Source organism: Actinomadura sp. NPDC047616 (assembly GCF_040642915.1).
GTDB classification, from domain to species: Bacteria; Actinomycetota; Actinomycetes; order Streptosporangiales; family Streptosporangiaceae; genus Spirillospora; species Spirillospora miaoliensis.
On the sequence record NZ_JBEYTB010000003.1, the window covers coordinates 680,379 to 706,800 of the forward strand.

26 protein-coding genes are annotated in these 26,422 nt (G+C 72.5%); 10 read left to right on the forward strand and 16 right to left on the reverse strand.

The window, feature by feature from the left end; translation table 11 throughout:
- Positions 1 to 10 precede the first annotated feature (10 nt).
- Positions 11 to 697: a cupin domain-containing protein gene (locus tag ABZ801_RS10755; RefSeq protein ID WP_360695744.1), complete on the forward strand. Its 687-nt coding sequence runs from the start codon at positions 11 to 13 to the stop codon at positions 695 to 697.
- Positions 698 to 731: 34 nt separating this feature from the next.
- Here the strand turns inward: ABZ801_RS10755 and ABZ801_RS10760 are convergent, their stop codons facing one another.
- The 5 genes from ABZ801_RS10760 to ABZ801_RS10780 form a co-directional block, all read right to left on the reverse strand.
- The gene (locus ABZ801_RS10760; RefSeq protein ID WP_344953196.1) at positions 732 to 1,346 is read right to left on the reverse strand and encodes an ATP/GTP-binding protein; all 615 of its coding nucleotides are present in this window, start codon (positions 1,344 to 1,346) and stop codon (positions 732 to 734) included.
- Positions 1,327 to 1,794 (reverse strand): DUF742 domain-containing protein, encoded by a 468-nt coding sequence (locus ABZ801_RS10765; RefSeq protein WP_360695575.1) that lies wholly within the window; start codon positions 1,792 to 1,794, stop codon positions 1,327 to 1,329. The genes ABZ801_RS10760 and ABZ801_RS10765 overlap by 20 nt, the downstream gene beginning before the upstream one ends.
- A 1-nt stretch (position 1,795) precedes the next feature.
- The gene (locus tag ABZ801_RS10770; protein ID WP_344953192.1) at positions 1,796 to 2,233 is read right to left on the reverse strand and encodes a roadblock/LC7 domain-containing protein; all 438 of its coding nucleotides are present in this window, start codon (positions 2,231 to 2,233) and stop codon (positions 1,796 to 1,798) included.
- The gene (locus tag ABZ801_RS10775; protein WP_360695579.1) at positions 2,230 to 4,953 is read right to left on the reverse strand and encodes a nitrate- and nitrite sensing domain-containing protein; all 2,724 of its coding nucleotides are present in this window, start codon (positions 4,951 to 4,953) and stop codon (positions 2,230 to 2,232) included. Before ABZ801_RS10775 ends, ABZ801_RS10770 begins: the two co-directional genes overlap by 4 nt.
- 311 nt (positions 4,954 to 5,264) lie before the next feature.
- Complete coding sequence (locus ABZ801_RS10780; protein ID WP_360695582.1) at positions 5,265 to 5,663, reverse strand: roadblock/LC7 domain-containing protein; 399 nt, start codon at positions 5,661 to 5,663, stop codon at positions 5,265 to 5,267.
- A gap of 411 nt (positions 5,664 to 6,074) precedes the next feature.
- On the opposite strand from ABZ801_RS10780, the gene ABZ801_RS10785 reads away from it, so the two are divergent.
- Positions 6,075 to 6,842 carry a CbiX/SirB N-terminal domain-containing protein gene (locus tag ABZ801_RS10785; protein ID WP_360695585.1) on the forward strand — a complete coding sequence of 256 codons (768 nt, stop codon included), beginning with the start codon at positions 6,075 to 6,077 and terminating at the stop codon, positions 6,840 to 6,842.
- 202 nt (positions 6,843 to 7,044) lie between these two features.
- Here ABZ801_RS10785 and ABZ801_RS10790 read toward each other — a convergent pair whose 3' ends face one another.
- The 3 genes from ABZ801_RS10790 to ABZ801_RS10800 all read right to left on the reverse strand — a co-directional run bounded on the left by ABZ801_RS10790 (position 7,045) and on the right by ABZ801_RS10800 (position 9,677).
- Complete coding sequence (locus ABZ801_RS10790; protein WP_360695588.1) at positions 7,045 to 7,857, reverse strand: enoyl-CoA hydratase-related protein; 813 nt, start codon at positions 7,855 to 7,857, stop codon at positions 7,045 to 7,047.
- 13 nt (positions 7,858 to 7,870) lie between these two features.
- A complete protein-coding gene (locus ABZ801_RS10795) occupies positions 7,871 to 8,773 on the reverse strand; it encodes an SDR family oxidoreductase (protein ID WP_344953182.1) in 903 nt (300 codons plus the stop codon).
- 166 nt (positions 8,774 to 8,939) lie between these two features.
- Positions 8,940 to 9,677: a DedA family protein gene (locus ABZ801_RS10800; RefSeq protein WP_360695591.1), complete on the reverse strand. Its 738-nt coding sequence runs from the start codon at positions 9,675 to 9,677 to the stop codon at positions 8,940 to 8,942.
- A gap of 92 nt (positions 9,678 to 9,769) precedes the next feature.
- Here ABZ801_RS10800 and ABZ801_RS10805 point away from each other — a divergent pair, with 92 nt between their 5' ends.
- The 6 genes from ABZ801_RS10805 (at position 9,770) to ABZ801_RS10830 (ending at position 17,370) form a co-directional block, all read left to right on the forward strand.
- Positions 9,770 to 10,699: a glutathione S-transferase family protein gene (locus tag ABZ801_RS10805; protein ID WP_360695594.1), complete on the forward strand. Its 930-nt coding sequence runs from the start codon at positions 9,770 to 9,772 to the stop codon at positions 10,697 to 10,699.
- 187 nt (positions 10,700 to 10,886) lie between these two features.
- Positions 10,887 to 11,558 (forward strand): AIM24 family protein, encoded by a 672-nt coding sequence (locus ABZ801_RS10810; RefSeq protein WP_360695597.1) that lies wholly within the window; start codon positions 10,887 to 10,889, stop codon positions 11,556 to 11,558.
- Positions 11,559 to 11,755: 197 nt separating this feature from the next.
- Complete coding sequence (locus ABZ801_RS10815; RefSeq protein WP_360695600.1) at positions 11,756 to 15,460, forward strand: multifunctional oxoglutarate decarboxylase/oxoglutarate dehydrogenase thiamine pyrophosphate-binding subunit/dihydrolipoyllysine-residue succinyltransferase subunit; 3,705 nt, start codon at positions 11,756 to 11,758, stop codon at positions 15,458 to 15,460.
- A gap of 95 nt (positions 15,461 to 15,555) precedes the next feature.
- On the forward strand, positions 15,556 to 15,735 hold the full coding sequence (locus ABZ801_RS10820) for a DUF6104 family protein (RefSeq protein ID WP_344953172.1): 180 nt from the start codon (positions 15,556 to 15,558) through the stop codon (positions 15,733 to 15,735).
- Positions 15,736 to 15,830: 95 nt separating this feature from the next.
- Positions 15,831 to 16,658 (forward strand): DUF4097 family beta strand repeat-containing protein, encoded by an 828-nt coding sequence (locus ABZ801_RS10825; protein WP_360695604.1) that lies wholly within the window; start codon positions 15,831 to 15,833, stop codon positions 16,656 to 16,658.
- A 1-nt stretch (position 16,659) separates the two neighbouring features.
- Positions 16,660 to 17,370: a helix-turn-helix transcriptional regulator gene (locus ABZ801_RS10830; RefSeq protein WP_360695607.1), complete on the forward strand. Its 711-nt coding sequence runs from the start codon at positions 16,660 to 16,662 to the stop codon at positions 17,368 to 17,370.
- Positions 17,371 to 17,473: 103 nt separating this feature from the next.
- Here ABZ801_RS10830 and ABZ801_RS10835 read toward each other — a convergent pair whose 3' ends face one another.
- The 8 genes from ABZ801_RS10835 to ABZ801_RS10870 all read right to left on the reverse strand — a co-directional run bounded on the left by ABZ801_RS10835 (position 17,474) and on the right by ABZ801_RS10870 (position 23,924).
- Complete coding sequence (locus tag ABZ801_RS10835; RefSeq protein ID WP_360695609.1) at positions 17,474 to 18,442, reverse strand: zinc-binding dehydrogenase; 969 nt, start codon at positions 18,440 to 18,442, stop codon at positions 17,474 to 17,476.
- A gap of 127 nt (positions 18,443 to 18,569) precedes the next feature.
- The gene (locus tag ABZ801_RS10840; RefSeq protein WP_360695612.1) at positions 18,570 to 18,998 is read right to left on the reverse strand and encodes a hypothetical protein; all 429 of its coding nucleotides are present in this window, start codon (positions 18,996 to 18,998) and stop codon (positions 18,570 to 18,572) included.
- 277 nt (positions 18,999 to 19,275) lie between these two features.
- Positions 19,276 to 19,680 (reverse strand): hypothetical protein, encoded by a 405-nt coding sequence (locus ABZ801_RS10845; protein ID WP_360695615.1) that lies wholly within the window; start codon positions 19,678 to 19,680, stop codon positions 19,276 to 19,278.
- 42 nt (positions 19,681 to 19,722) lie between these two features.
- Positions 19,723 to 20,301, reverse strand: coding sequence for a hypothetical protein (locus ABZ801_RS10850; RefSeq protein WP_360695618.1), 579 nt, complete (start codon positions 20,299 to 20,301; stop codon positions 19,723 to 19,725).
- Complete coding sequence (locus ABZ801_RS10855) at positions 20,298 to 20,885, reverse strand: MauE/DoxX family redox-associated membrane protein (RefSeq protein ID WP_360695621.1); 588 nt, start codon at positions 20,883 to 20,885, stop codon at positions 20,298 to 20,300. The genes ABZ801_RS10850 and ABZ801_RS10855 overlap by 4 nt, the downstream gene beginning before the upstream one ends.
- Positions 20,886 to 21,384: 499 nt before the next feature.
- Positions 21,385 to 22,215 carry an amino acid ABC transporter ATP-binding protein gene (locus ABZ801_RS10860; RefSeq protein WP_360695747.1) on the reverse strand — a complete coding sequence of 277 codons (831 nt, stop codon included), beginning with the start codon at positions 22,213 to 22,215 and terminating at the stop codon, positions 21,385 to 21,387.
- A gap of 5 nt (positions 22,216 to 22,220) precedes the next feature.
- The gene (locus ABZ801_RS10865) at positions 22,221 to 23,066 is read right to left on the reverse strand and encodes an amino acid ABC transporter permease (RefSeq protein ID WP_344953156.1); all 846 of its coding nucleotides are present in this window, start codon (positions 23,064 to 23,066) and stop codon (positions 22,221 to 22,223) included.
- Between the two features lie 9 nt (positions 23,067 to 23,075).
- Complete coding sequence (locus tag ABZ801_RS10870) at positions 23,076 to 23,924, reverse strand: ABC transporter substrate-binding protein (protein ID WP_344953154.1); 849 nt, start codon at positions 23,922 to 23,924, stop codon at positions 23,076 to 23,078.
- Between the two features lie 498 nt (positions 23,925 to 24,422).
- On the opposite strand from ABZ801_RS10870, the gene ABZ801_RS10875 reads away from it, so the two are divergent.
- Positions 24,423 to 25,529, forward strand: coding sequence for an NADP-dependent malic enzyme (locus tag ABZ801_RS10875; RefSeq protein WP_360695625.1), 1,107 nt, complete (start codon positions 24,423 to 24,425; stop codon positions 25,527 to 25,529).
- Between the two features lie 274 nt (positions 25,530 to 25,803).
- Complete coding sequence (locus ABZ801_RS10880) at positions 25,804 to 26,361, forward strand: ABATE domain-containing protein (RefSeq protein WP_360695628.1); 558 nt, start codon at positions 25,804 to 25,806, stop codon at positions 26,359 to 26,361.
- Positions 26,362 to 26,422: the final 61 nt, after the last annotated feature.

Genomic DNA, 26,422 nt, shown 5'->3' on the forward strand with positions numbered 1-26,422 from the left:
TCGTCCCGTGCTGCTGCTGACGACGCGCGAGACCTGGCTGGCGCAGGACGGGCCGCGGTTCGTCCTGCCGTCCCAGGCGGCGGCCTGGGCGCCCGAGGACGAGGCCCTGGCGATCGCCGACGAGATGTTCCCCGACGGGCAGGTGCTGGCCGTCGACCTGGACCCGGAACCGGGCCTGACGCCGCCCCGCGCCGTGATCGACCGCACGCGGGTGACGCGGGTGCGGTACGCGCGGCGCGGGCCGCACGGGCGGCACGTGGCGCTGCTGGCCCGTCCCGCCACCGCCGAGGCGCTGGACCTGCTGCCGCATCCCGAGGGCGGCTGGTTCCGCGAGACGTGGCGCGCGGCGGCCCGGTTCACCCCGGACGGCTACCCGGGCGAGCGGGCGGCGGCCACCGGCATCTACTTCCTGCTGCCGCCGGGCGAGGAGTCGGTCTGGCACACCGTCCGCTCGGACGAGCTGTGGCTGTGGCACCGGGGCGGGCCGCTGACGCTGCTGCTGGGCGGCGACGGCGACCGCCCCGGCGAGACGCCGGAGGCGGTCGCCCTCGGCCCGGACGTGATCGGCGGCCAGCGGCCGCAGGCGCTGGTCCCGGCCGGGACGTGGCAGGCCGCCCGTCCCGCCGGGGCCGAGGAGGCGCTGGTGAGCTGCGTGGTGTCCCCCGGCTTCGACTTCGCCGACTTCACCGCCCTGTAGCGGCGACCGGGGCGGCGGCCGGCCCGGCGGCGGCTCAGTGGGTGAGCGCGCCCGGGTCGCGGCGGCTGCTCATCGACCGCATGATGTGCTCCACCAGCGTGATCAGCACCTGTTTGGCCGACTCGCGGTCGCGCACGTCGCAGTCGATGACCGGCACGTACGACGGCAGGTCCAGGGCGTCGCGCACCTGGTCGGGCGAGTGCCGCGTCGCGCCCTCGAAGCGGTTGACCCCGATGATGAACGGGACCCCGCGGCGTTCGAAGTAGTCCACCGAGGCGAAGCAGTCGGCCAGCCGCCGGGTGTCGACGAGCACCACCGCGCCCAGCGCCCCCTTGGCCAGCTCGTCCCACATGAACCAGAAACGGTCCTGGCCCGGCGTGCCGAACACGAACAGCACCAGGCCGTTGGGCAGCGTGATGCGCCCGAAGTCCATGGCCACCGTCGTGGTGGTCTTGTCCTGGACGGCGGTGGTGTCGTCGATCCCGATGCTCTTCTCGGTGAGCGCCTCCTCGGTGCGCAGCGGCCGGATCTCGCTCACCGCGCTCACCAGCGTGGTCTTGCCGACTCCGAACCCGCCGGCCACCAGGATCTTGACGGTCAGCGCGGAATCGCCCGGCTGCGGGCCCGCGTCAGAGCGCACGGATTCCATCGATCACTTCCTTGAGTACGCGCTCGCTGGGGAACTGGGCCACCGGCGCGGGTCGGCGGACCTGGATCAGCGAGCGGTCGAGCAGGTCGCCGAGCAGGACCCGGACGACCCCGAGGGGGAGTTCAAGTTCCGACGCTATCTCGACGACCGACAGCGGGGTACGGCAAAGCGCCAAGATCATCTCATGTTCCGGCTCCGGTGCCCACTGCGACGCCGCCCCCGGCCCGGCCGGGACCTGCGCTCCGGCGTCGCCGCCCGGGGCGAGCCCGGCCACCGCCTCGTCGTCGGTGACGATCAGCGCGACCAGGTCGAACTGCTCGGCGCGCTGGTGGTCCGTGCGGCCCCCGGTGAGCGCGTACGGACGCACCACGGGCCCGGCCGACTCGTCGTGCCAGGCCGGCGACCGGCGCCCCGCGGCGCCGGAGCCGGTGGGGTGCGGGCCGGCCATCTCACGCGCCGCCCGGCTCGGCGCCCACCCGCGGATCGGCCGACAGGTGCTGCCCGACCCGCGTGACCAGCATCGCCATCTCGTAGGCGATGACGCCGAGGTCGGCGCCCGCGTCGGCCAGCACCGCCAGGCAGGCGCCCTGCCCGGCCGCGGTGACGAACAGGAACGCCGACTCCATCTCCACGATCGTCTGCCGCACCGGGCCGCCGCCGAAGCTCTCCCCCGCGCCGCGCGCGAGGCTCTGGAAGCTGGCCGCCACCGCGGACAGGTGGTCGGACTGCTCGCGCTCGAGCCCGCTGGAGGAGGCGATGCGCAGGCCGTCGCTGGACAGCACGACCGCGTTCTGCACCTGCGCCACCCGCTGGACCAGGTTGTCGAGCAGCCAGCTCAGCTCGCCGCCGGGTCCGCCGTCCGTTCCGGCCTGCTGGGGTTCTGTCATCGGCTGTCGTCCTCCTGGGCTCGGGGGGATTGGGCTGGGGGCGGCGGGGCGCCGTCCTGCTCCGCCTCCCGGCGGCCGCGTTCCCATCCGCGCTGCATCGCGGACAGCATCGTGCGCAGGCTGTCGGGCGAGCGCTGCGGGTCCGCGGCGGCAGGGCCGGCGGCGGCGGGGTCTGCGGGCGGGGCGTCCGCCGGCGGCGCGGGCGGAGCGGGCGGTGAGGGCAGGGGGCCGGTGTCGAGGGGCGACAGGGGACCGGTGCCGGTGGGCGGGACGTCTTCGTCCGGGGGACGGATTCCGGCGGCGGCCAGGTCGGCGTCCACCCGTTCGCGCAACTGGGGTGCCAGGTGCGTCTGGCGCCTGCGGCGCGGCAGCCCGTCCTCGGTCACGGGCGGCTCCGGGTCCGGTGCGGACGGCTGCCGCTCCCCGGCCGGCGCCCCTCCGGCGAGCGACGCTCCTGCGGCGGGCGGTCCTCCGGCGGGCGGACGTCCCGTGCGGCGCCGCCGCGGCAGATCGTCCGACGCCGTGTCACCGGGCGGCGGAACCGGCGGCGGGACGGCCCGCGGCGCGCTCGGCGCGATCCGCGGCACCGGCGCGACCGGCGCGGGCCGCAGCACGGGCGGCGTGGGCGGCTCGGACGGCGCGGAGGGCTCGGCGACCAGCCGCATGACGCCCGGCTGCCCGGACGCGGCGGCCGACGCCGAGGCGGGCGCCGCGACGACCACGGGCTGCGGCAGCGACTGCTGGTCCTGCTCGCCGACGGAGTGCCGGACGGGCGCGTCCGCCTCGGGCTCGACGATCAGCGACGACGGCAGCAGCACGATCGCCGTGGTCCCGCCGTACGGGGAGGGGCGCAGCGTGACCTGGATGTCGTGGCGGTGGGCCAGCCGCGCCACCACGAACAGGCCGAGGCGGGCGCTGTCGGCGGGGTCGAACTCCGGCGGGTCGGCCAGCCGCTCGTTGGCCAGCCGCACCGCCTCGGCCGACATGCCGAGGCCCCGGTCCTCGACCTCGATGGCGAAGCCGCTGGCCACCGCGTGCCCGCTGACCTGCACGGGCGACTGCGGCGGGGAGAACGTGGTGGCGTTCTCCACGATCTCGGCCAGCAGGTGCACCACGTCGGCCACGGCGGACCCGGCCAGCGCCAGCCGGGGCAGCGGCTGCACCCGGACCCGCGGGTAGTCCTCCACCTCGGCGACCGCGCCGCGCACCACGTCCACCAGCGGCACCGGCCGGCGCCAGCCGCGGCCGGACGGGCGGCCGGCCAGGATGACCAGGCCCTCGGCGTGCCGCCGCATGCGGGTGGCCAGGTGGTCCAGGCGGAACAGGTCGGCCAGCTCGCCGGGGTCCTCGGTGCGGTGCTCCATGACGTCCAGCAGGCTGAGCTGGCGGTGCAGCAGCGCCTGGTTGCGGCGGGCCAGGTTGACGAACACCTCGTTGATGCCGCGCCGGGCGTCGACCTCGGCGGCGGCGGCCAGCAGGACCGCCTCCCGGGCGCGCGCGAACGACTGGGAGATCTGCCGGATCTCGTCGATCTGGTAGTCGTCGTCGGGTTCCTCGTCGGCCGTGCGGATGGGCCGTCCGGCGCGCGCGTCCTCGGCGAGCTGGGGCAGGCGCCGCCTGGTGAAGTCGACGACGCGGGCGGTGAGCGTGCGGCACTCGCGCAGCAGCCGCCGCGAGACGCGCGCCGCGACCACCACGGACAGCACCAGCGCGACCAGGCCGAGGCCGCCGGCGATGGCCAGCCGGGCGAACACGCCGATGGCGATGCCGCGGGCCCGCTCGGTGACGCCGTCCAGCACCTGGTTCTCGAAGCCGTAGAGACGGTCGAGGACGGGGACGGCGGCCGCGTTCCAGTCCGCCGCGCCGACGGGCGGCGTCATGGGCACGGCGGGGTCGGCGACGCCGGTGCCGCCGCGCGCCGTGGCGCTCGTGCCCTCGACGCGGTCGGTCCGGCCGGTGCGCGCGGCGTCGCGCTCGGCCGCGTGCAGGATCCGCTCCTCCAGCGCGTGCAGCCGGGCGAACTGCGGCATGGTGACCAGCCGGTCGTAGCGGACGCGGTCGGCGGCGGGCAGGCCCGGCACCGCGTCGGCGTAGGTGTACCGCTGGACGCCGGTGAACTGGGCGAACTGGGCGCGTTCGGCGCCGGTCAGGCGGCCGGCCGCCAGCACGCCGGCGACCAGGGCGTCCTCGCGGGCCAGGTACTCGCGGGCGCGGGTGAGCTGCAGCAGCGTGCGGGCTTCGGCGGCGATGCGCGGGTCCTCGGGGGTGACGGCCCCGTAGACGCCGAACGCGGCGTCGATGACGGCCGAGTAGTCGTTCAGGACCCCGGCGCGGTCGGCGCCGCGCTCGTCGACCTGGCGGCGCATGCCGTCCAGCTCGCCCAGCCGCCGCAGCAGCCCGTCCAGGCGTGCGCGGACGGCGGGTTCGATCGTCCCGCGGGTGTCGGGGTCCTTGCTGTAACGCTCCACGCTCGCGCGGACCCCGTCGGTGGCGCGGCGCTGGGCGGTCAGCTCGGGATGCCGGGTCGCGGAGCGGGCGCCCAGGGCGGCCAGCGACAGGCGGCGCTCCTTCTGCAGCGCGTCGACCAGCCGCTGGGTGGGCAGCAGCGTCTGCTCCTGGAACCGCTCGCTGTCCAGCAGGGCCTTGGCGTCGCCGAAGCTGATGGCGGTGAGGTAGGTCCACAGCGCGACCAGCGACAGCAGCGGTACGAGGAGCATCATCGCGATCCTCGACCGGATGGAGGTCAGGCGCCGGGCCGTCACGGCTGGCGCACCCAGCGCACGTGGGCGGTCGAGGGCAGCCGAGGGGACGACATGCTGGTGAACCTCCCGAATGCGGGATCTACGGGGGTCTGCCGGAGCCTACTATGGCGGCCCGGCGTTGCCGATCTTCGGTGCGGCGCGCCGTGACGGGCCGAACGCCGAACGTCAGGCCCGGTGGACGGGCGGCGCCGCACCGCGCCGCGCCGGCGACCGGGCCGGCGCGTTCGGGGCGGCGGGACGGCCCGCCCGCGGGCCACCGGGCATCCCCCTCAGGCGAATCTCGGATCGACCTGCAGGTGCACGCCCACCCGCTGGATCAGCACGGCCATCTCGTAGGCGATCAGACCCGCGTCGGCCTCGGCCTCGGCGAGCACGGCCAGGCAGGAGCCGTCGCCCGCAGCGGTCACGAACAGCAGGACGGTGTCCATCTCGATGATGGTCTGGCGAACGTTGCCGCCGCCGAAGTGCCGTCCGGCACCCCGGGCCAGGCTCTGTACGCCGGCGGCGAGCGCCGCCAGGTGCTCGGCGTCCTCGCGAGCCAGCTCGCGGGAGGCGGCGACAGCGAGGCCGTCCCTCGACAGCAGCACCGCCTGCCGGACCGCCGGCACGCGCTCGGCGAAGTCGTTGACCAGCCAGTTCAGCTCACCGGTCGCGGTGTTGTGCGTCATCTTTCCCTCGTCGGTCGGCAGGCCCCCGGCGTCCGCGTCGGCCGATTTTCGGACGCGTCCCCGGCCCCTGAAAGCGCCGCAGACATTACCAGCCGCTATGCGGCATTTCCACGGATTCGCCATTTGGCACGGCGACGAACACCCACCCTACCTCCCGACATGGATGTCTTATTTGCGTAATTCATCCGAATTGACACTCGGTGTCGTCTGGTCGTTGCGCAGGTCGCGGGCGTCCGTGCGGCCGGGTCCGGGCCTGTGGGATGATGCCCCGAAACGCCGAGCTGTCCTCGGACGACGGCCGACGGCGTTACGATTCCCGCCGTGAGTCCCGAAACCCAGGCATCCGAGGCACTTCCGTCGAGACGCCGCCGCACCCCCCGCGGCGGCCGCCACCGGGGTACCGAATCCTTCGTGCTCCCCCCGGGCGCGCCCCCGCTCGTCCTGGCCGTCCCGGGTTCCGCCACGGGCGGAGGCGGCACGATCGCGGCCGAACTGGCCGTGCTGGTGGAGACCGAGCAGACCGGGCAGCCCGCCCTGTTCGGCCACCTGGAGGGCGAGGAGGCGTCGCTGCGCTCGGTCCTCGCGGGCGTGCGCCAGCAGCGTCCCGAGGAGCCCGCCGCGGTGGTGGTGCCGCTGCTGACCGGCCCGCACCCCCGCATCGACCCCATGCTGCGCGAGGCGGTGGCGTCCGCGCCCGCCCCCGTCCTGCTCGCCGACCCGCTCGGCCCGCACCCGCAGATCGCCGCGGCGCTGCACGAACGCCTGGCCGAGGCCGGGCTGGCCCGCGCCGACCGCATCCGCATGATGAGCATGGTGACGGCCGCCAGCGGCTTCCTCGTCGTCACGCCCGGCGAGCAGCCCGCGCTCCGGCAGGCGGAGGTGACCAGCGTGCTGCTGGCCTCCCGGCTGGCCGCCCCGGTGTTCACCGCCCTGCTGGACGACCCCGCGGGCATCGACGCCGCCGTCCGGCAGCTGCGCGAGGCGGGCGCCAACCGGCTGGCGCTGGCCCCGTACATCATCAACGGCGAGCCCTACCGGGAGGCCATCGCGGCCGCGGCCGCCCGCGCCCAGGCCGAGTACGCCGCCCCGATCGGCGCCCACCCGGCCCTGGCCGAGCTGGCCGCCCTGCGCTACACCGAGGCCATGGAGCGGGCCCTCACCGCCCTCGAGCACCGCTGACGGCACGTCCCGTCCACTCGCGGCGATCCGGCCCCGGGGTCCGTGCCACCCCGCCATGCCGTCGTGCCCCGAGCACCCCGGCCCACGCCCGCATCGAACCCACCGCCGCCACCGTCCGCCGGAGATGGCCCCGGCAATGGACAGCGCGCGGCGTGCCGTCCCGCGGGGGACGGCACGCCCAGAACGCGGTCACACGACGCGGTCAGCGGTTCTTGAAGTCGGGAGGGCGCTTCTCCATGGTGGCGGTCATGCCCTCGGCCAGGTCCTCGGTGAAGAACGCCAGCGTCTGGACGCCGGTCTCGGCCGCCAGCTGGGCGCGCAGCCCGGGGGCGTCCAGGGACATGTTGAGCAGTTCCTTGGTGCGGCGCAGCCCGTAGGGGGACTTGGCGAGCAGCTCGCCGGCCAGCGCCAGCGCGCCCTCCACGTCCCCGCCCTGCTCGGTCACCTCGGTGACCAGGCCCAGCGCGGCCGCCTCCGCCACGTCCAGCCGCCGCGCCCGGTAGAAGATCTCGGCCGCGCGGGCCGGGCCGACCAGCCGCGGCAGCAGCCACGACAGCCCGCAGTCGCCCGCCGACAGGCCCAGGTCCACGAACGGCACGACGAACGAGGTGGTCGGGTCGGCCACCCGCAGGTCGCAGGCCAGCGCCCAGGACGCCGCCATGCCCGCCACCGGCCCGTGCAGCGCCGCGATCACCGGCTGCGGGATCTCCCGCAGCCGCGCGGTCACCTCGCCGCCCCGGGCGATGCCCCGGTAGATCTTCTGCGGACGTCCCTCGCCGGGGTCGCCGCCGGGGTCGCCGGCGCCGCCGGCGCCGCCGCGCAGGTCCATGCCCGCCGAGAAGCCGCGTCCCTCGCCGGTGAGCACCACCACCCGGGTCTCGGTGTCGCGCATCAGCTCGTTGAGGACGTCGATCATCTCCTCGGTGAGCGCGGCGGTGACCGCGTTGAGCCGCTCCGGGCGGGACAGGGTGATCACCAGCACCCCGTCCCGCCGGTCGAGCCTCAGATCGCCCATGGTCGGCGCGCGGTCAGGAGCCCAGGTGCTGGATCAGCGGGCCCATCTGCTCGCCGGGGTTCTTCGGCACGATGTACGGCTCCTGGGCGTTGATCGCCTCCCAGTTGTCGCGGATCGCCTCCACCGACAGGGCGTCCTTGGTGCCCCAGCCCGGCCCCTCCGCCACGAACACCCGGGCCACCCGGCCGCCGCCGACCGTGTAGACCTCGCCGCTGACCGGGACGCTCTCGTGCACCAGGTAGGCCACCAGCGGGGTGACCTTGTCGACGCCGAGCCTGTCGGCGGCGTCGGCGGGCAGCAGGTCCTCGGTCATCCGGGTCCACGCGACGGGGGCGATCGCGTTGGCCTTGATGTCGTACTTGGCGCCCTCGTGGGCGAGCGTCCGGGTGAACCCGACCAGGCCCATCTTGGCGGTGGCGTAGTTGGCCTGCCCGAAGTTGCCGAACAGCCCGGCGGGCGAGGAGGTGTTGACGATGCGGCCGTAGCCGTTGTCCCGCAGGTGCGGCCAGGCCGCCTTGGTGACGAGGAACGAGCCGCGCAGGTGCACGGCGATCACCGCGTCGAACTCCTCGGCGGTCATGTTCTTGAACGACCGGTCGCGCAGGATGCCCGCGTTGTTGACGACGATGTCGACCTTGCCGAACGCCTCCAGCGCCGCGCCCACGATGGCCTCGGCGCCCTCGGGCGTGGCCACGTTGTCGGGACTGGCCACGGCCTCGCCGCCGTTCTTCCTGATCTCCTCGACGACCTCCTGGGCCGGGCCGGCGGAGGCGCCGACGCCGGAGCGGTCCCCGCCCAGGTCGTTGACGACCACCTTGGCGCCGCGCGCGGCCAGCTCCAGCGCGTGCTGACGGCCGAGACCGTGCCCCGCTCCGGTGACGACCGCGACCCGGCCGTCGTAGCGCAGTTCCGACATCCCGCTCTCCTCACATCGCACCGACACGTCGACGGGTGTGTACGCCCCAGGTAATCACCCGAGGGTTACCCAGTGGTACCACCCAACCGAATCTGACTCGGCTTTGCCCCCTGGACTTCTCCCCCGGCGGCGCCGCGCGTACTCGTCCAGGTGCTCGTGAGCGGCGTTACCGCCCGTACCGGGAGCCGTCGGACGCGCCGTCCCGGGCGGCGCCCTCGGGCCGGTCGCCGACCTCGGCCTCCTGGGCCTCCCCTTCGGCCTCGGTCTCCTCCTCGGCCTCGGCCTCCTTCTCCGCTCGCGCCTCGCTTCTGTGCCGGCGCCACGCCCAGACGGCCAGCGCGACGAGCGCGACCGCGGCCAGGCCGATCGACAGTCCGCGCCCGGCGAGCTTGGCCACGTGCTCGAACGCGGCCCCGGCGAAGAAGCCGCCGAAGGTGAAGACGACCACCCAGCAGATCCCGCCGAGCGCGTTGAACACCAGGAAGCGGGAGTAGGGCATGCGGGCGCTGCCCGCCAGGGCGGGCATCAGGGCGCGCAGCAGCGCGGTGAAGCGGCCGATGAACACGGCGGACGCGCCGCGCCGCCGGATGAGGTTCTGGGCGCGGCGCACCGCGGCCCGGTGCCGCCTCATCGCCCGGGTGTCGAGCAGCCGGGCGCCGTAGCGGTGGCCGATCTCGTAGCCCACCGAGTCGCCCACGATCGCGGCGCCGATCGCCATCGGCAGCAGGACGACCAGCGACAGCCGCCCCTGGGAGGCCAGCACGCCGCCGACCACGATCGCGGTCTCGCCCGGGAAGACGAAGCCGAAGAACAGCGCGGCCTCGGCGAACACCAGCCCGGCTATCAGCAGATAGACCAGCAGCGGCGGAAGCCCGTCCACCAGGGCGTTGAAGTGCTGCAACATGGATACCCCGTCGCTCAGGCTAGCGGTCCCGGGGGAGGCGGCGGCACGCTGGTGGGGACAGGCGAGCACGCGACGGACGTCAGGGGCGTGAGATGACGGGAATCATCACCAGGGAGATCAAGGGCGGCCGGTTCGAGCGGCAGCCGAACCGGTTCACCGACCGGATCACCGCGGACGGCTCCAGCGGGTACCCCGCCGAGCCCGGCCGCTACCGGCTGTTCGTCTCCTACGCCTGCCCGTGGGCGCACCGCTCGCTGATCGTCCGGCGGCTGCTGGGCCTGGAGAACGTGATCGGCCTCGGCGTGGTCGACCCGATCCGCGACGACCGCGGCTGGCGCTTCCCCGAGCCCGACCCGGTGACCGGCGCGACGTTCCTGGCCGAGCTGTACCAGGCCACCGACCCGTCGTACGAGGGCCGCGTCACCGTCCCGTGCGTGTGGGACACCCGCGCGGAGCGGATGGTCACCAACGACTTCCCGGCGATCACCACGACGATGGAGCTGGAGTTCACCGCCCACCACGCCCCCGGCGCCCCCGACCTGTACCCCGAGGAGCTGCGCGCCGAGATCGACGAGCTGAACGAGCTGGTCTACACGACCGTCAACAACGGCGTCTACAAGGCCGGGTTCGCCACCTCGCAGGAGCCGTACGAGGAGGCCGTCGACGCGCTGTTCGACACGCTGGACCTGCTGGAGGAGCGCCTGGCGACGCGGCGCTACCTGATGGGCGACCGGCTCACCGAGGCCGACGTGCGGCTCTACCCCACGCTGGCCCGCTTCGACGTCGTCTACCACGGGCACTTCAAGTGCAACCTGCGGCGGCTGGTCGACTACCCGAACCTGTGGGGCTACGTCCGCGACCTGTACTCGATGCCCGCCTTCCGCGACACCACGAACTTCGACCACATCAAGCGGCACTACTACGTCACGCACGGCGATATCAACCCCTCCGGCGTGGTGCCCAAGGGGCCGATCATCGACTGGACCGAACCGCACGACCGCGGACGCCTCGCCGCCGACTGAGCCGCCGGCTGAGCCGCCGTGGCCGGTCCGCGCCAGACGCCCCGCTTCGCGCAGTGAGCCTCCGGGGCGTCAGCCGCCCTCGTTATGCTGACGCCCCACATCCCTGCCACGGGACACCGCCCGCGGAACCCCCAGGACCGGCGGGGGCGTCCAAGGTCCTGCGAAACCTCCACGAAAGGGTCAGCCAATGCGCAGCGCGTTCTTCGGCAACATGGAGCAGGGGCAGCAACTCCCCGGCCACTTCGCCCTGCAGAACTCCAAGATGCTCCGGGTCCACCTCAACGGGGACGTCCTGGCCCGGCAGGGGTCCATGGTCGCCTTCCAGGGGCAGATGGACTTCGACTACGAGGGCAGCGGGGGCATCGGCAAGTTCATGAAGAAGGCGCTCACCGGCGAGGGCGTCCCCACGATGCGGGTCAAGGGGCAGGGCCTGCTGTTCCTGGCCCACGACGCCGACGACGTCCACCTGTTCTACCTGGAGAACGAGGGCATCACCGTCAACGGCTCCAACATCCTGGCCTACGACGCGCACCTGCAGTCCGACATCCAGCGCGTGCAGGGCGCGGGCATCGCCGCGGGCGGGCTGTTCAACACCACCCTCACCGGCACCGGCTGGGTGGCGCTCACCACACACGGCACCCCGGTCATGCTCGACTGCGGCCGGGCGCCCACGTTCGTCGACGGCCAGTCGGCGGTGGCGTGGAGCAGCCACCTGCAGGTCGGCGTCAACCGCACCTTCAAGGTGGGGGCGCTGATCGGCCGGGGCAGCGGCGAGGCCATGCAGCTGGCGTTCCAGGGGCAGGGCTTCGTGCTCGTCCAGGCCAGCGAGGGCCCGACGGTCGCGCCGCACACCCACTGACCTGGGGACGGCTCAGGGCCGCCGAAGGTTTTCGGAGATCTTGACGAATCCGGGGTGCCGGATTGGGCGAGATCCACCGTAACGGGGGCCGGCGGGGGCGGGGTCCCACCGTCGCGGCGTCCCCGGCAGGCGAGTGCGAGTAGCCTTGAGTCGTCTCAGACCACACCTGCGAGCTGCGGAAGAGGGCGATCTCCGCCGTGTCGACAGAGTCGCACACAAGTGCCGACCCCAAGCACACAGATTTCGGTGCCAACGAGTGGCTGGTCGACGAGCTGTACCACAAGTACCTCGAAGACCCGAACTCCGTGGACGAAGCCTGGTGGAGCTTCTTTGCGGACTACCAGCCGGACTCCCGGCCGTCCGCGTCTCCCCCGAGCGCGTCCCCGGCCACCGACGGAGCGGTCGTGACGGCCGCCAACGGCACCGCGGCCGCCCCGCCGACACAGCAGCCGACCGTGACGCCGCCCAAGGCCGCCCCCAAGGCGGCACCGAAGGCCGAGGCCAAGAAGGCCCCGGCCGTCCCGGTGCCCGCGGGCGCCGAGGAGGTCCGGCTGCGCGGCGTGGCCGCCCGCACCGCCACCAACATGGACGCCAGCCTGGCGGTGCCGACGGCCACCAGCGTGCGGGCGGTCCCGGCCAAGCTGTTGATCGACAACCGCATCGTCATCAACAACCACCTCGCGCGGGGCCGCGGGGGCAAGGTCTCCTTCACCCACCTGATCGGCTTCGCCATCGTCCGCGCGCTGCAGGCGATGCCGGAGATGAACAACGGCTACGCCGAGATCGACGGCAAGCCGACGCTCATCAAGCCGGCGCACGTCAACTTCGGCCTGGCCATCGACCTGCAGAAGGACGACGGCACCCGGCAGCTGGTGGTGCCCAGCATCAAGGCCGCCGAGACGCTGGACTTCCGCCAGTTCTGGGCCGCCTACGAGGAGATCGTCCGCAAGGCGCGCGGCGGCAAGCTGACGCTGGAGGACTTCCAGGGCACCACGATCAGCCTGACCAACCCCGGCACGATCGGCACCGTGCACTCGGTGCCGCGGCTGATGCCCGGCCAGGGCTGCATCATCGGCGTGGGCGCCATGGAGTACCCGGCCGAGTTCGCCGGGGCGTCCGCCGAGACGCTGGCGCGCAACGGCATCAGCAAGGTCATGACGCTGACGTCGACCTACGACCACCGCATCATCCAGGGTGCGCAGTCGGGCGACTTCCTGCGCCGCATCCACCAGCTGCTGCTGGGCGAGAACGGCTTCTACGACGAGATCTTCGAGGCGCTGCGGATCCCGTACGAGCCGGTCCGCTGGGTGCAGGACATCTCGGCCACCCACGAGGACGACGTGGCCAAGGTCGCCCGCGTCCACGAGCTGATCCACGCCTACCGGGTGCGCGGCCACCTGATGGCCGACACCGACCCGCTGGAGTACAAGCAGCGCCGCCACCCCGACCTGGACATCCTCGAGCACGGCCTCACCCTGTGGGACCTGGAGCGCGAGTTCGCCACCGGCGGGTTCGGCGGCAAGCCGACCATGAAGCTGCGCGACATCCTGGGCGTGCTGCGCATGGCCTACTGCCGCACGGTCGGCATCGAGTACATGCACATCCAGGACCCCGAGGAGCGGGCCTGGATCCAGGAGCGGGTGGAGGTCCCGCACGACAAGCCGTCGCGCGAGGAGCAGCTGCACGTGCTGCGGCGCCTCAACAGCGCCGAGGCGTTCGAGACGTTCCTGCAGACCAAGTTCGTCGGGCAGAAGCGGTTCTCGCTGGAGGGCGGCGAGTCGCTGATCCCGCTGCTGGACTCGGTGATCTCGGCGGCGGCGCAGTCGCACCTGGACGAGGTCGTCATCGGCATGGCGCACCGCGGCCGCCTCAACGTGCTGGCCAACATCGTCGGCAAGTCCTACGGGCAGATCTTCGGCGAGTTCGAGGGCAACCTCGACCCGCGCAGCGCCCAGGGCTCGGGCGACGTGAAGTACCACCTGGGCGCCGAGGGCGACTTCGTGGCCCCCGACGGCTCGAAGATCCGCACGTCGCTGGTGGCCAACCCGTCCCACCTGGAGTGCGTCGACCCGGTGCTGGAGGGCGTGGTCCGCGCCAAGCAGGACGTCCTGGACGTCGGCGAGGCGGGCTTCACCGTGCTGCCGATCCTCATCCACGGGGACGCGGCGTTCGCCGGGCAGGGCGTGGTGGCCGAGACGCTGAACCTGTCGCAGCTGCGCGGCTACCGCACCGGCGGCACCGTGCACGTGGTGGTCAACAACCAGGTCGGCTTCACCACCGCGCCGGAGTACTCGCGCTCCAGCGTCTACTCCACCGACGTGGCCCGGATGATCCAGGCGCCGATCTTCCACGTCAACGGGGACGACCCCGAGGCGTGCGCGCGGGTGGCGCGGCTGGCCTTCGAGTACCGGCAGACGTTCAAGAAGGACGTCGTCATCGACATGGTCTGCTACCGGCGGCGCGGGCACAACGAGTCCGACAACCCCTCGTTCACCCAGCCGCTGATGTACGACCTGATCGACGCCAAGCGCTCGGTCCGCAAGCTGTACACCGAGGCGCTGATCGGCCGCGGCGACATCACGGTCGAGGAGGCCGAGGCGGCGCTGCGCGACTACCAGGAGCAGCTCGAGCGGGCGTTCACCGAGACCCGGGAGGCGGTCAAGCGGCCGCTGGAGCCGGGGTCGGTGGTCAAGCCGGACGTCGAGGAGCGCATCCCGATCGACCACGCGGGCGCGGGCACCGCGATCCCGCCGGAGACGGTCAAGCGGATCATCGAGTCGCAGGTCGCGCTGCCGGAGGGCTTCAACGTGCACCCGCGGCTGCAGCCGATCCTGCAGCGCCGGGCGCAGATGATCGAGGACGACGCGATCGACTGGGCCACCGGCGAGCTGCTGGCGTTCGGGTCGCTGCTGATCGACGGGCACCCGGTGCGGCTGGTCGGCCAGGACTCGCGGCGCGGCACCTTCGGCCAGCGGCACGCGGTGCTGGTGGACCGCAAGACCGGCGAGGAGTACACCCCGCTCAAGCAGTTCGGGCAGGGCGTGTCGAAGTTCTACGTGCACGACTCGCTGCTCAGCGAGTACGCGGCGATGGGCTTCGAGTACGGGTACTCGATGACCCGGCCGGACGCGCTGGTGGCGTGGGAGGCACAGTTCGGCGACTTCGCCAACGGCGCGCAGTCGATCGTCGACGAGTACATCTCGTCCGGCGAGCAGAAGTGGGGCCAGCGCTCGGGCGTGGTGCTGCTGCTGCCGCACGGCTACGAGGGCCAGGGGCCCGACCACTCCTCGGCGCGCATCGAGCGTTACCTGCAGCTGTGCGCCCAGGACAACATGACCGTGGTCTACCCGACGACCCCCGCGAACTACTTCCACCTGCTGCGCTGGCAGGTGCTGTCGCAGCGGGGCAAGCCGCTGGTGGTGTTCACGCCCAAGTCGCTGCTGCGGCTGAAGGCGGCGACCTCGGCGGTCGACCAGATCACCCAGGGCGCGTTCCAGCCGGTGATCGGCGAGACGTCCGCGGACGTCGACCCGTCGCGGGTGCGCAAGGTCGTGCTGACGTCCGGCAAGGTCTACTACGAGGCCTTGGCGGCGCGGAAGGCGGCGGGCGCCGACGACGTGGCGCTGGTGCGGGTGGAGCGGCTCTACCCGCTGCCGGTCGACGAGATCAAGGCGGAGCTGGCCAAGTACCCGGCCGACGCCGAGCTGGTGTGGCTGCAGGAGGAGCCGGCCAACATGGGCGCCTGGCCGTTCATCGCGCTCAAGCTGCCACTGCACCTGGAGGGGCGGCAGCTCAACCGGGTGTCGCGCCGGGCGGCCTCGTCGCCGGCGGTCGGCTCGGCCAAGCTGCACCAGGCCGAGCAGGAGGCGCTGCTGGCCCGGATCTTCGGCACCGAGCAGTGACCGACCGAAACGGGTAACGACCGGCTGAGGGTCGAGGGCTCCGGGCGCGGCCGCGCCCGGAGCCCTCGCCTTTGCCGCATTGCTGGAGAGAGGCGATGTACTTCACCGACCGGGGAATCGAGGAGCTGGCCGAGCGGCGCGGCGAGGAGGAGGTCAGCCTGGGCTGGCTGGCCGAGCGGCTGCGCGAGTTCGTGGACCTGAACCCCGACTTCGAGACGCCCGTCGAGCGCCTGGCCACCTGGCTGGCCCGGCTGGACGAGGACGACGAGGAGTAGCCCGTCCCGGCTCCGCCGGAACGCGATATGTCCACATACCGATGACGCGACATATCGTGTTTACTGAAAGGAGCCGGACGAAGGGCAATGTCGCGATGTCGCGCTGGACGATCGAGGAACCCACCTCCCTGGACTTCGACGGCGTGGTGGCGCTGAAGACCACGCTGATCGCCGGGAGCGTCTGCGTGCTGGCCGGGGGCGAGCGGCCCTCCGTCCTGGTGGACGAGATCGAGGGGCCGCCGCTGGTGGTCAGCCATGAGGCCGGCATGCTGAACGTCAGCCACGAGCGGCTCTGGGAGGGCGTGCTGACCTGGCTGCGCTCCCAGCGCTGCCGCGCCGTGGTCACCGTCACCGTGCCGCACGACTGCCCGGTCACCGTCAATCTGGTGTCCGCGGACGCCGTCATCACCGGGCTGTCGGCCCGCACGTCGCTCAAGACCGCCTCGGGCGACGTCACGCTGGACGGCGTCACCGGCGAGATCGACGTGGGCACCGTGTCGGGCGCGATCGAGGCCCAGGGGCTGGACGGGCGGGTGGCGTTCACCTCCGTGTCCGGCGACCTGGCCCTGGCCGGCGGCTCGGTCGACGCGCTGACCGCCCGCACCGTCAGCGGCCGCATCGCCGTGGACGTCGACCTGGCGGGGGCCGGCACGGTGGAGCTGAACACCGTGTCCGGCGAGGTGGCGCTGCGCGTCCCGGAGACCGCCTCGGCCGAGGTGACGCTGAACTCGGCGGCCGGGCGGCTCGACTCCTCCTTCCCCGAGCTGGAGCGGCAGGACCGCCCCTTCGGCCGGACCGTCGCGGGCAAGCTGGGGGACGGCTCCGGCCGGCTGTCGGTGAACACCGTGTCCGGCGGCGTCACCCTGCTCGGCCGTGCCCCCGGCGACGCCGGCGGCTTCCCCGCATCCGGAATGGAGAAGTGAGTTGAGCCCCGTCTTCGGCCACGGCCGCCTGCGGCTGTACCTGCTCAAGCTCCTGGAGGAGAGCCCCCGACACGGCTACGAGGTGATCCGGCTGCTGCAGGACCGCTTCCTCGGGGTCTACTCCCCCTCCCCCGGGACGATCTACCCGCGCCTGGCCCGGCTGGAGTCCGAGGGCCTGGTCAGCCACGAGGTCGTCAAGGGCAAGAAGGTCTACTCGCTCACCGACAAGGGCCGGGCCGAGCTGGAACGCCGCATGGACGAGCTGGCCGAGCTGGAGGAGGAGATCTCCGCCTCGGCGCAGCAGTTCGCCCGCGAGGTGCAGCAGGACGTCCGGCAGACGGTGCGCACACTGCGCGAGGAGCTCACCCAGGCCGCCCGCAGCATGCGCGACCAGGGCCGGGCCACCTCCAAGGAGGCGTGGCGGGAGACCGCCGAGCGCCAGAAGGAGGAGTGGCGCCGGCAGAAGGACTTCTGGCGCGAGCAGACGCAGACCTGGAAGGAGGAGTGGCAGCGCAACTGGGAGGACGTCTGGAAGACCGCGACCGGCACCCAGGACGACTTCGCCCGCCTCAAGCTGGAGCGCCTGCTCGGCCGCTTCGTCGAGGACGTCCGCCGCGACGCCCGCGACGCGCACCTGAGCGAGCACGACCTGGAGGCGGTGCGGGACCTTCTCGACGACGCCCGCGCCCGCCTCCGCGACCTGCTGTCCTGATCGTCTCTGTCCTGATCGTCCCTGTCCTGATCGCCGCCCCGGCCGCCACGCCTGACCGCGTCGCCTGACCGCGTCGCCCGGGCCCGGCGGCGGGCGGGGACGGCTACGGCGTGAAGACGATCTTGCCGAAGAGGTCGCCCTCGGCCATGGCGGTGAAGCCCTCGGCGGCCCGGTCCAGCGGCAGCACGCGGTCGATCTTCGGCCGGACGCCCGTCGCGACCAGGAAGCGCGCCAGCCGCGTGAGCTGGTCGCGGGTGCCCATGGTGGAGCCGACCACCGACAGCTGCAGGAAGAACACCCGGTTCAGCTCGGCGGGCGGCACCTGGCCGCTGGTCGCCCCCGACACCACGATCCGCCCGCCCGGCCGCAGCGACTTCAGCGAGTGCGACCAGGTGGCCTCGCCCACGGTCTCCATGACCGCGTCGACCCGCTCGGGCAGCCGGGCGCCGGGCTCGAACGCCGCTGCCGCGCCCAGTTCCAGGGCCCGCTCGCGCTTGGCCTCGCTGCGGCTGGTGGCCCACACCCGGTAGCCCGCGGCCGAGCCGAGCGTGATCAGCGCGGTGGCGACGCCGCCGCCCGCGCCCTGCACCAGGACCGTCGAGCCGGGCTGCAGGCCGGACTTGTCGAACAGCATCCGGTAGGCGGTCAGCCAGGCGGTCGGCAGGCAGGCCGCCTCCTCGAACGACAGCTCCGCCGGCTTGGGCACCAGGTTGCGGCGCGGCACCGCGACCTTCTCGGCGAACGTGCCGTCGTGCAGTTCCGACAGCAGCGACCGCTTGGGGTCGAGGGTCTCGTCCCCGCCGCCGCGCTCGGGGTCGCCGATGACCGAGTGCACGATGACCTCGTTGCCGTCCTCGTCCACCCCGGCCGCGTCGCAGCCCAGGATCATCGGCAGCTGCTCGGCGCGCAGCCCCACGCCGCGCAGCGACCACAGGTCGTGGTGGTTGAGGGCGGTGGCCTTGACCGTCACCGTGGTCCACCCGTCGGGGACCTGCGGGTCGGGCCGCTCGCCCAGCGTCAGCCCGTTCACGGGATTGTCTGCGTCGAATCGCGTAGCCGTCACAGCGAACATGACCGCACCCTAGTCCGCGCGGGCGCCGCGGCCCCCAGCCGGGGCCCGGCCGCGGGCGCGGTCCCGGCCGTGCGCATGGTTCCGGCCGTGACCGGCGGCCTCACGGACGCCGGTCACGGCCGGGGGATCAGACGGACAGCAGCAGCGCCCCGGCCGCGAGGCCGAGCAGGACCGGCGCCGACCGCCGCACCCACGGTTCCCAGTCCCTGATCCGGTCCATCAGCCAGACCGGCTCGGGCGCGTTCTCGGGATCCGAGCTGCGCGGGACGACCAGGACGAACACCGCGCTGGGCAGCACGAAGCCCGCCGCGTAGGCGATCCCGGCCCACCAGGGCACCAGCCCGAGCAGCGTCACGGTGAGGGAGGCCCAGGTCAGCGAGGTGACCCGGAAGGTGGTCACCACCAGACCGGTGTCCAGTCCCCACAGCAGCGCGCCCCGGGCGGCGCCGTACCGGAAGAAGTACTGCTGCGGGGTCTGCCTCCGCAGCATGGGCGTGCGCAGTCCGAAGATCCCCGTATCGATGATCAGGCAGACGGCCAGAACGCCGACCGCCACGAGCTGCGCGACCGTACCCGGTCGCGATCCCAGCGTCGTCGCGCCCACCAGGTGGACCGCCCCGTAGAAGGCGACCGCCGAGGTGGTGAACCCGAGGGCGAGCGAGGCGAACGCTCGGCGCTGGGCGGGCTCGTCAGAGGCTCTCCCCTGGACCAGGGGACGGAGGTACCCGATGAACGACAGACCTCAAAGGCTGAACACCTGGGCGAAGCCGGCGCACGCGATGAGCAGCATCAGCGCCGACAGCAGCACGGACTGCACGTGGAGATTCCGTTCGTCAGCAGGAGTTGGCGCGGACGGTCCAGCCCGCCGAGCAGTAGAAGGTGCCGGAGTAGCAGTTGGAACCGCTGGTGCACTCGCCGCATGCGTACAGGCGCGAGCCGCTGCAGCAGTTCCAGACCTTCATCGTGCCGCGGTTGCAGTACGCCTGCCCCTGGGAGTTGATCGGACAGTTGGGCTGCCCGAAGGCCAGGTTGCAGCATCGCCACGTCGCCGCGGCGGCGGGCCGCTGCAGCGCCGTGACACCGGCGACGGCGCCCACGGCGCCGACGCCGACCCGGCCCATCCAGCCGAGGAATCCCCGGCGGTCGGACTCCTGCCCGCCGGGCGTGTCCTGTGCGGTGGCCTTCGCCGTGGCCTTCCCGGGCGCCTTCGGGTCGCGTGTGTGCTTGCGCCTGCGCATCGTGCTCACCTCTCCTTACGGTGGGGGATGGGTTCCCGCCGGTCAGCCGTGAGCGGCGTGCGTGACCGGACGGGTGTCGCCCTCTCCGGCAGGCCCGTCGGCCGGCCCGCCCACGGGCAGGGCGGCGAACATCTGCCGGGACGAGGGGACGCTGTGCGCCTTGACCATCCGCCCGTTCTCCACGAGCACGGCGGCGGGTGTGGCGTCGATGCCGAGCCGGTTCACGATGTGCTCGCCCTCGTCCACCACGACGCGCTCGCCCCTCAGGTCGAACATGTCGATGAACTCGGCGGCGTCGCCCAGGACGGGGACGACGACGATCCACAGGCGGGGCGGGCGGACGCGGCCCTGCAGGGCGGCGGCCAGCGTGAAACAGGTCCGGCACTTGTTGGACAGGAGCAGCACGAGGGCGCGGTCGGAGCCGTCCAGCTCGGCGGGCAGCCCCACGGCGCTGGGCGCCTGTCCCTGGGCGGCGCCGAGGTCCATCAGGATCGGGCTGTCCTCGATCTCCAGGTACTCGCGGATCTGCTTGAGCTGGTGGAACATCTCCACCAGCGCGCCGAAGGCGACGAACAGCAGCGCCGCCAGGACGCACACGACGATGAGCAGCGCCAGGGTCATCGCAGGGCCATCTCCTTCGCTCGGGTCGGATCCTCGGCACCGATGCCGGTGGACTCGGCGAACGCCGCGCGCTCGGCGCGCAGCGTCCGCAACGCCCGGACGGCGGGCACGAGCCGCAGTCCGGTGCAGGCGATCAGCAGGACCGCCAGTACCGCCAGGCCCCGCTCGGCGTCCCAGCCGGGAGCGCCCGCCTGGGCGAGTCCGGCGGCCGCCAGCCAGGCGGGGAGCAGGGCGAGCTGGCGGCGTCCCAGCGGCGCGGAACCGCCGCCGGTGCCGAAGCAGTTGCAGTGGACCTGCTCGCGCAGCGCGAGGGCGCGCACACCGGCGCCCGCGAAGCCCAGGGCGAGCAGGACCACCAGGGCCCGGGGCCACCAGGCTTCCGGGACCGCGAGCAGCATGACGCCGGCGCACAGCTCGGCGGTGATGACGGCGACGGCCAGCGGACGGGCCAGGCCGCCCGCTCCGAGCCGCAGCAGCACCTCCCGGAACGCGCCGAGGCCGGAGATCTTCGCCAGCGAGGAGTAGGTGAGGACGGCGGCCAGGCACACCTGCGCCGTCGAACCCGGAACGGTCCAGTCCAGCAATACGACACCCGCCGTTTCATCAGGACCCGACCTCTTTGGCGCGGAAAGCCGATTGGTCCGCAATCGGAGGCGGGCTCAGCCGATGATCGCCCGCCAATCGATCGTGGGGAAGATCACAGATGTGGCCTCAAGTGGCCACGGCGAATCGCGGGAGCCCGGGCACACGGGTCGCTCGGGCAACGGCGGCGCACCGGCGACGGCCGCGGAGGGCGACGGCCGGGGCGCGATGGGCGATGTCCGGCGTCACCAGGAACAGGGGCCGGACCCGCGTCGGGCAGCTCTGGCTACACGGCCCCAGCGAGCGCCCTGGGCATGCAACGGCGGCAATGTGCCGGAAGGCGAGAGCCACTCCGCCTGCTACAAGGGCGCCCTCTACATGGGCGGCAGGCGCTACGAGACCGGCCGCCTGAACAAAGTAAGGCGAGACGGGCTCGGTGCTTCGACGGCCCCGGCCTCCGTGGTGCGAGGGGAGGCCGGGGCCGGACGTCGTTCAGGACCGCTACGAGCGCGGCCTCGGCACCTCTTCGGGGGCCTCGCCGGGCGTCAGGCCCTCCGGGCCCTCCAGGTCGGCCGCCTCGCCGACGTCCACGTGGGTGGGGTCGAGGACCCGGCGCAGGAAGCGCTTGGTGCGTTCGTGCTGCGGATCGCCGATGACCTGCTCCGGCGGCCCCTGCTCGACGATCACACCGCCGTCCATGAACACCACGTGGTCGGCCACGTCCCGGGCGAAGGCCATCTCGTGGGTGACCACGAGCATGGTCATGCCCTCCTGCGCGAGCTGGCGCATGACGGTGAGCACGTCGCCGACCAACTCTGGGTCGAGCGCCGAGGTGGGCTCGTCGAAGAGCATCATGCTCGGCTCCATCGACAGCGCCCGCGCGATGGCGACGCGCTGCTGCTGCCCGCCGGAAAGCTGGGAGGGGTAGCTGTCGGCCTTCTCCTCCAGGCCCACCTTGGCGAGGTTCTCACGGGCGACCCGCTCGGCCTCGCCCTTGGAGCGCCTGAGCACCCGCCGCTGGGCGATGGTGAGGTTCTCCAGCACCTTGAGGTGGCTGAACAGGTTGAACTGCTGGAAGACCATGCCGAGGCGCCGCCGGGCCGCGTTGATGTCCACGTCGGGGTCGGTCAGCTCGACGCCGTCGACGACGACCTTGCCCGCGGTCGGCTCCTCCAGCAGGTTCACGCACCGCAGCAGGGTCGACTTGCCCGAACCGGACGGGCCGATGATGCAGATGACCTGGCCCCGTTCGACGGACAGGTCGATGCCCTTGAGCACCTCGACGGGGCCGAACGACTTGTGCAGCCCGCGGATCTCCACCATGTGCGTCACAACGCTCACCGTGCCTTCGCCTGGCGGGCCTCAAGCCTGCGCACGAGATAACCCAGCGGAATCGTGATGACCAGGTACGCCATGCCGGCCACCATGATCGGCGTGACGTCCGCCAGCCGCACCGCGACCTGCTCCCCGAACTTGGTCAGCTCCACCTGCGTGCTGGTCACGCCGAGCACGAAGACCAGCGAGGAGTCCTTGAACAGCAGCACCAGCTCGTTGGTGAGCGGCGGGATCACGATGCGGAACGCCTGCGGGATGACGATCGTGATCATGGCGCGGCCGTAGGACATGCCCAGCGAGCGGGCCGCCTCCATCTGGCCCTTGGGGACCGCCTGGATGCCGGCCCGGATCGTCTCGGCCATGTAGGCGGCGCCCACCAGGCCGAGCCCGAGGGCGATCTGGGTGTAGATACCGCCGGGCGGGTCGCTGAACGTCGGGAAGGCGATCGGCAGGCCGAAGGCGACCAGGATCAGGATCAGCAGGGCGGGCAGCCCGCGGAAGATCTCGATGAAGACCAGCCCGAACCAGCGGTACGGCCCCACCGACGACAGCCGCATCAGCGCGATCACCAGGCCGACCACGATGCCCAGCGCGTAGGCCAGGACGGTGTAGATCACCGTGTTGCCGAGCGCCCGGAATATGTCGGGGACGGTCTCCCGTGCCGCGTCGCCGTCGAGGAAGTGCTCGTGGATCTTCCCCCAGTCGGCGAACGCGGCGACGAGCACCACGAGCAGCAGGAAGATCGCGTACTGGATCCAGCGGCCGGCTCGCTGCTTCTGGCGTGGGCTGAGCCCGGTCCGGCCGGGGGGTCCCCCGGCCGGACCGGCCTCTGGCGTGGTCACGGTCATGAGGAGGGATCAGCCTTCGGCGGGCATCGTCTTGGGGTCGGAGCCGACCCACTTCTTGTACGTCGCCTTCCAGGAGCCGTCCTGGATGGAGGACGTGATCGTCTCGTTGATGATCTTCAGCAGTTCCTCGCTGCCGGTCTTCTTGACCGCGAAGCCGTACTGGGCCCCGGTCGGGATCTCGGCGACGAGGTCGAACTTGCCGGAGACCTCGGGCTTCTTCAGCCACCCGTTCACCACGGGCAGGTCCTGCAGGGCGACGTCGATCGCCCCCGACTGCAGGGCCAGCAGCTGCTTGCCCGAGTCCTTGTACTGCCGGGCCTCGATGCCCTTGCTCTTGGAGTAGTCGAGGCTGGTGGTGTCGGCCTGGACGCCGAGCTTGGCGTTCTTGGCCTTGACGTCGTCCACCGAGGTGACGCCCGAGCCCTTCTTGACCAGCAGGCCGAGCACCTCGGGGAAGTACGGCCGGGAGAAGCCGAGATTCTGCTTGCGCTCGTCGGTGATCGTCATACCGGCGGCGGCGACGTCGCAGCGGTTGGCGTTGAGCGCGGCACCGCTCTTGATCACGTCGAAGTCGATGTTGACGATCTCCTGGGTGACGCCGAGCTTCTTGGCGACCAGGTCGATCATGTCGACGTCGAACCCGACGGTCTTGCCGCCCTCCTCGAACTGGAACGGCGGGTACGGCAGGTTGGTGCACGTCTTCAGCTTGCCGCTGCTCACCAGCTTGACCCCGGGGACCTTGGTCCCGGTCGCCGAGTCGTCACCCGAGTCGCCTCCGCACGCGCTCAACGCCAGCAGGCCGGTCAGGGCGAGCGCGGCGGCCGCGACGGTACGGCGACGCAGAGAACCAGTCGTCACGGTCCCCCTCCACAATTCGATCGTTGGCCGGATCGGGTCGATCCGTAGACGAGTGCACATTCTGGCGCACACCAGGCATGAACTGGATTAAGGGTGCGAAACAATCGCACAACAAGGCAGGCGGCTCCACCCTACCCGCGGCGACGTTTCGGCTGCACACGGTGGGCATGACGCTCGAAAGGGACGGGTGTGGCGTGACGTCCGGGACGGACGTTCCGTGACGTCCACCACCCCGGGCCCGGCCCTGCGGGGCGAGGCCCCTGTGGCACAATCGGACAACGGGTGACCCCCGTACGTCGCGAGATCACCACAGGTGCCCGGCCACCAGACCGCACCACCGTCCACGCGCGGCATCGCCTCAAAGCTCGAATCTCACAGACAGGGGTCGCTGTGGCTGTTCAGCCCTTCACCAGCGAAACGCGCCGATCCGGATCCCCGGACTCCGCCTCGCTCGACAACGATCCGGCATTTCGGTTGCACCGGGGTGGCAAGCTCGAGATGCGCTCGACCATCCCGGTGCGCGACAAGGAAGACCTCTCCCTGGCCTACACCCCCGGCGTCGCCCGGGTGTGCACCGCCATCGCCGACAACCCCGAACTCGCCAACGACTACACCTGGACGTCCAAGGTCGTCGCGGTGGTGACCGACGGCACGGCCGTCCTCGGCCTCGGCGACATCGGCCCGGCCGCCTCCATGCCCGTCATGGAGGGCAAGTCGCTGCTGTTCAAGGAGTTCGCCGGGGTCGACTCGGTGCCGATCGCGCTCGACTGCACCGGCGTCGAGGAGATCGTCGAGACCGTCGTGCGGCTGGCGCCCAGCTTCGGCGGGATCAACCTGGAGGACATCAGCGCGCCGCGCTGCTTCGAGATCGAGGACCGCCTGCGCGCGGCCCTGGACATCCCCGTCTTCCACGACGACCAGCACGGCACCGCCATCGTGACGCTGGCCGCGCTCAAGAACGCCGCCCGCCTGGTCGGCCGGCCGCTGTCGGACCTGCGCGCCGTCGTCGCGGGCGCCGGCGCCTCCGGCGTGGCCGTGACGCGCATGCTGCTGGAGGCGGGCATCGGCGACATCGCCGTGTCCGACAGCCGCGGCCTGATCCACCAGGGCCGGGCCGGGCTCAACCCGGTCAAGGAGGCGCTGGCGGCCGACACCAACCGGGCCGGCCTGCGCGGCTCCACCGAGGAGGCGCTGCGCGGCGCCGACGTGTTCATCGGCCTGTCCGGCGGCACCGTGCACGAGTCGTCCATCGCCACCATGGCCGACGACGCGATCGTGTTCGCGCTGTCCAACCCGACGCCCGAGGTGCACCCCGACGTCGCCTGGCGGCACGCGCGCGTGGTCGCCACCGGCCGCAGCGACTTCCCGAACCAGATCAACAACGTGCTGGCCTTCCCCGGCATCTTCCGCGGCGCGCTGGACGTGCGCGCCCGCACCATCACCGAGGGCATGAAGCTGGCCGCGGCCGACGCACTGGCCGCGATCGTGGGCGACGACCTCGCCCCCGACCACATCATCCCCGGCCCGTTCGACGAGCGCGTGGCGCCCGCGGTGAGCGCGGCCGTGGCCGACCAGGCCCGCCGCGAGGGCGTCGCCCGCAGCTGAGCCGAGAACGACCTTCCGGCCCGATCACGGCCCGTGCTCCCGTCCCCGGGAACACGGGCCGTAATCATCTCCGGCCCGGCCGAATCCGGGAAACCTGCGGCGATCCCCCGATCAGACGATCAATCTGTCGGCATTATGGCGAGCGACCCGCAGAATATTTCATATTCTCCCCAGACGACCTCTGCCGCCGCCGTCGCAGAAGGTGTAATAGTCGACAGAAGGGAATGGATCCGTACGACCCCCGCCCGAAGGCCCGACTCTGTCAGGAGCCCTCGTGGACCTCTCCTCCTACGCAGACCTGGCGCTCGATCTGGTGAACACCCGGCACCCGAGCGGGGACGGGCTGGGCGACCTGGACGGGCTGCAGGCACTGCTGGCGCACCGTCCGCACCTGGGCGGCCGCATCACGCGCCGCGACCTGGACGCGATGCGCGAACTGCGCGACGAACTGCGGGCCGTCTTCGCCGCCGCCGACCGCGGCGACGAGGAGGACGCCGCCGAACGCCTCAACGCCCTGCTCATCCAGCACCCCGTCCACCCCCAGCTGTCCGGCCACGACGCCCAGGGCTGGCACCTGCACCTCAACGAGGGCGGCTCCATCCCCGACCGGTACGCCGCGCGCGCCGCGATGGGCCTGGCCGTCCACATCAGCGACCGCGGCATGGCCGGCCTCGGCATCTGCGCCGCCGAGGGCTGCGACCGGGTCTACCTCGACACCACCGGCGACCCCTCCCGCCACCACTGCCCCGCCCACACCCCCCGCGCCACCGCCGCCGCCCACCACCACCCACCCCGCCACGTCACCGTCCCTCTCCCCCCACACCCCCGCTAGATCGTCGATAGGGCTGCCGACTGCTCTGGTCAGCTCGGCGGACGGGGCCGGCAGAGCGGCA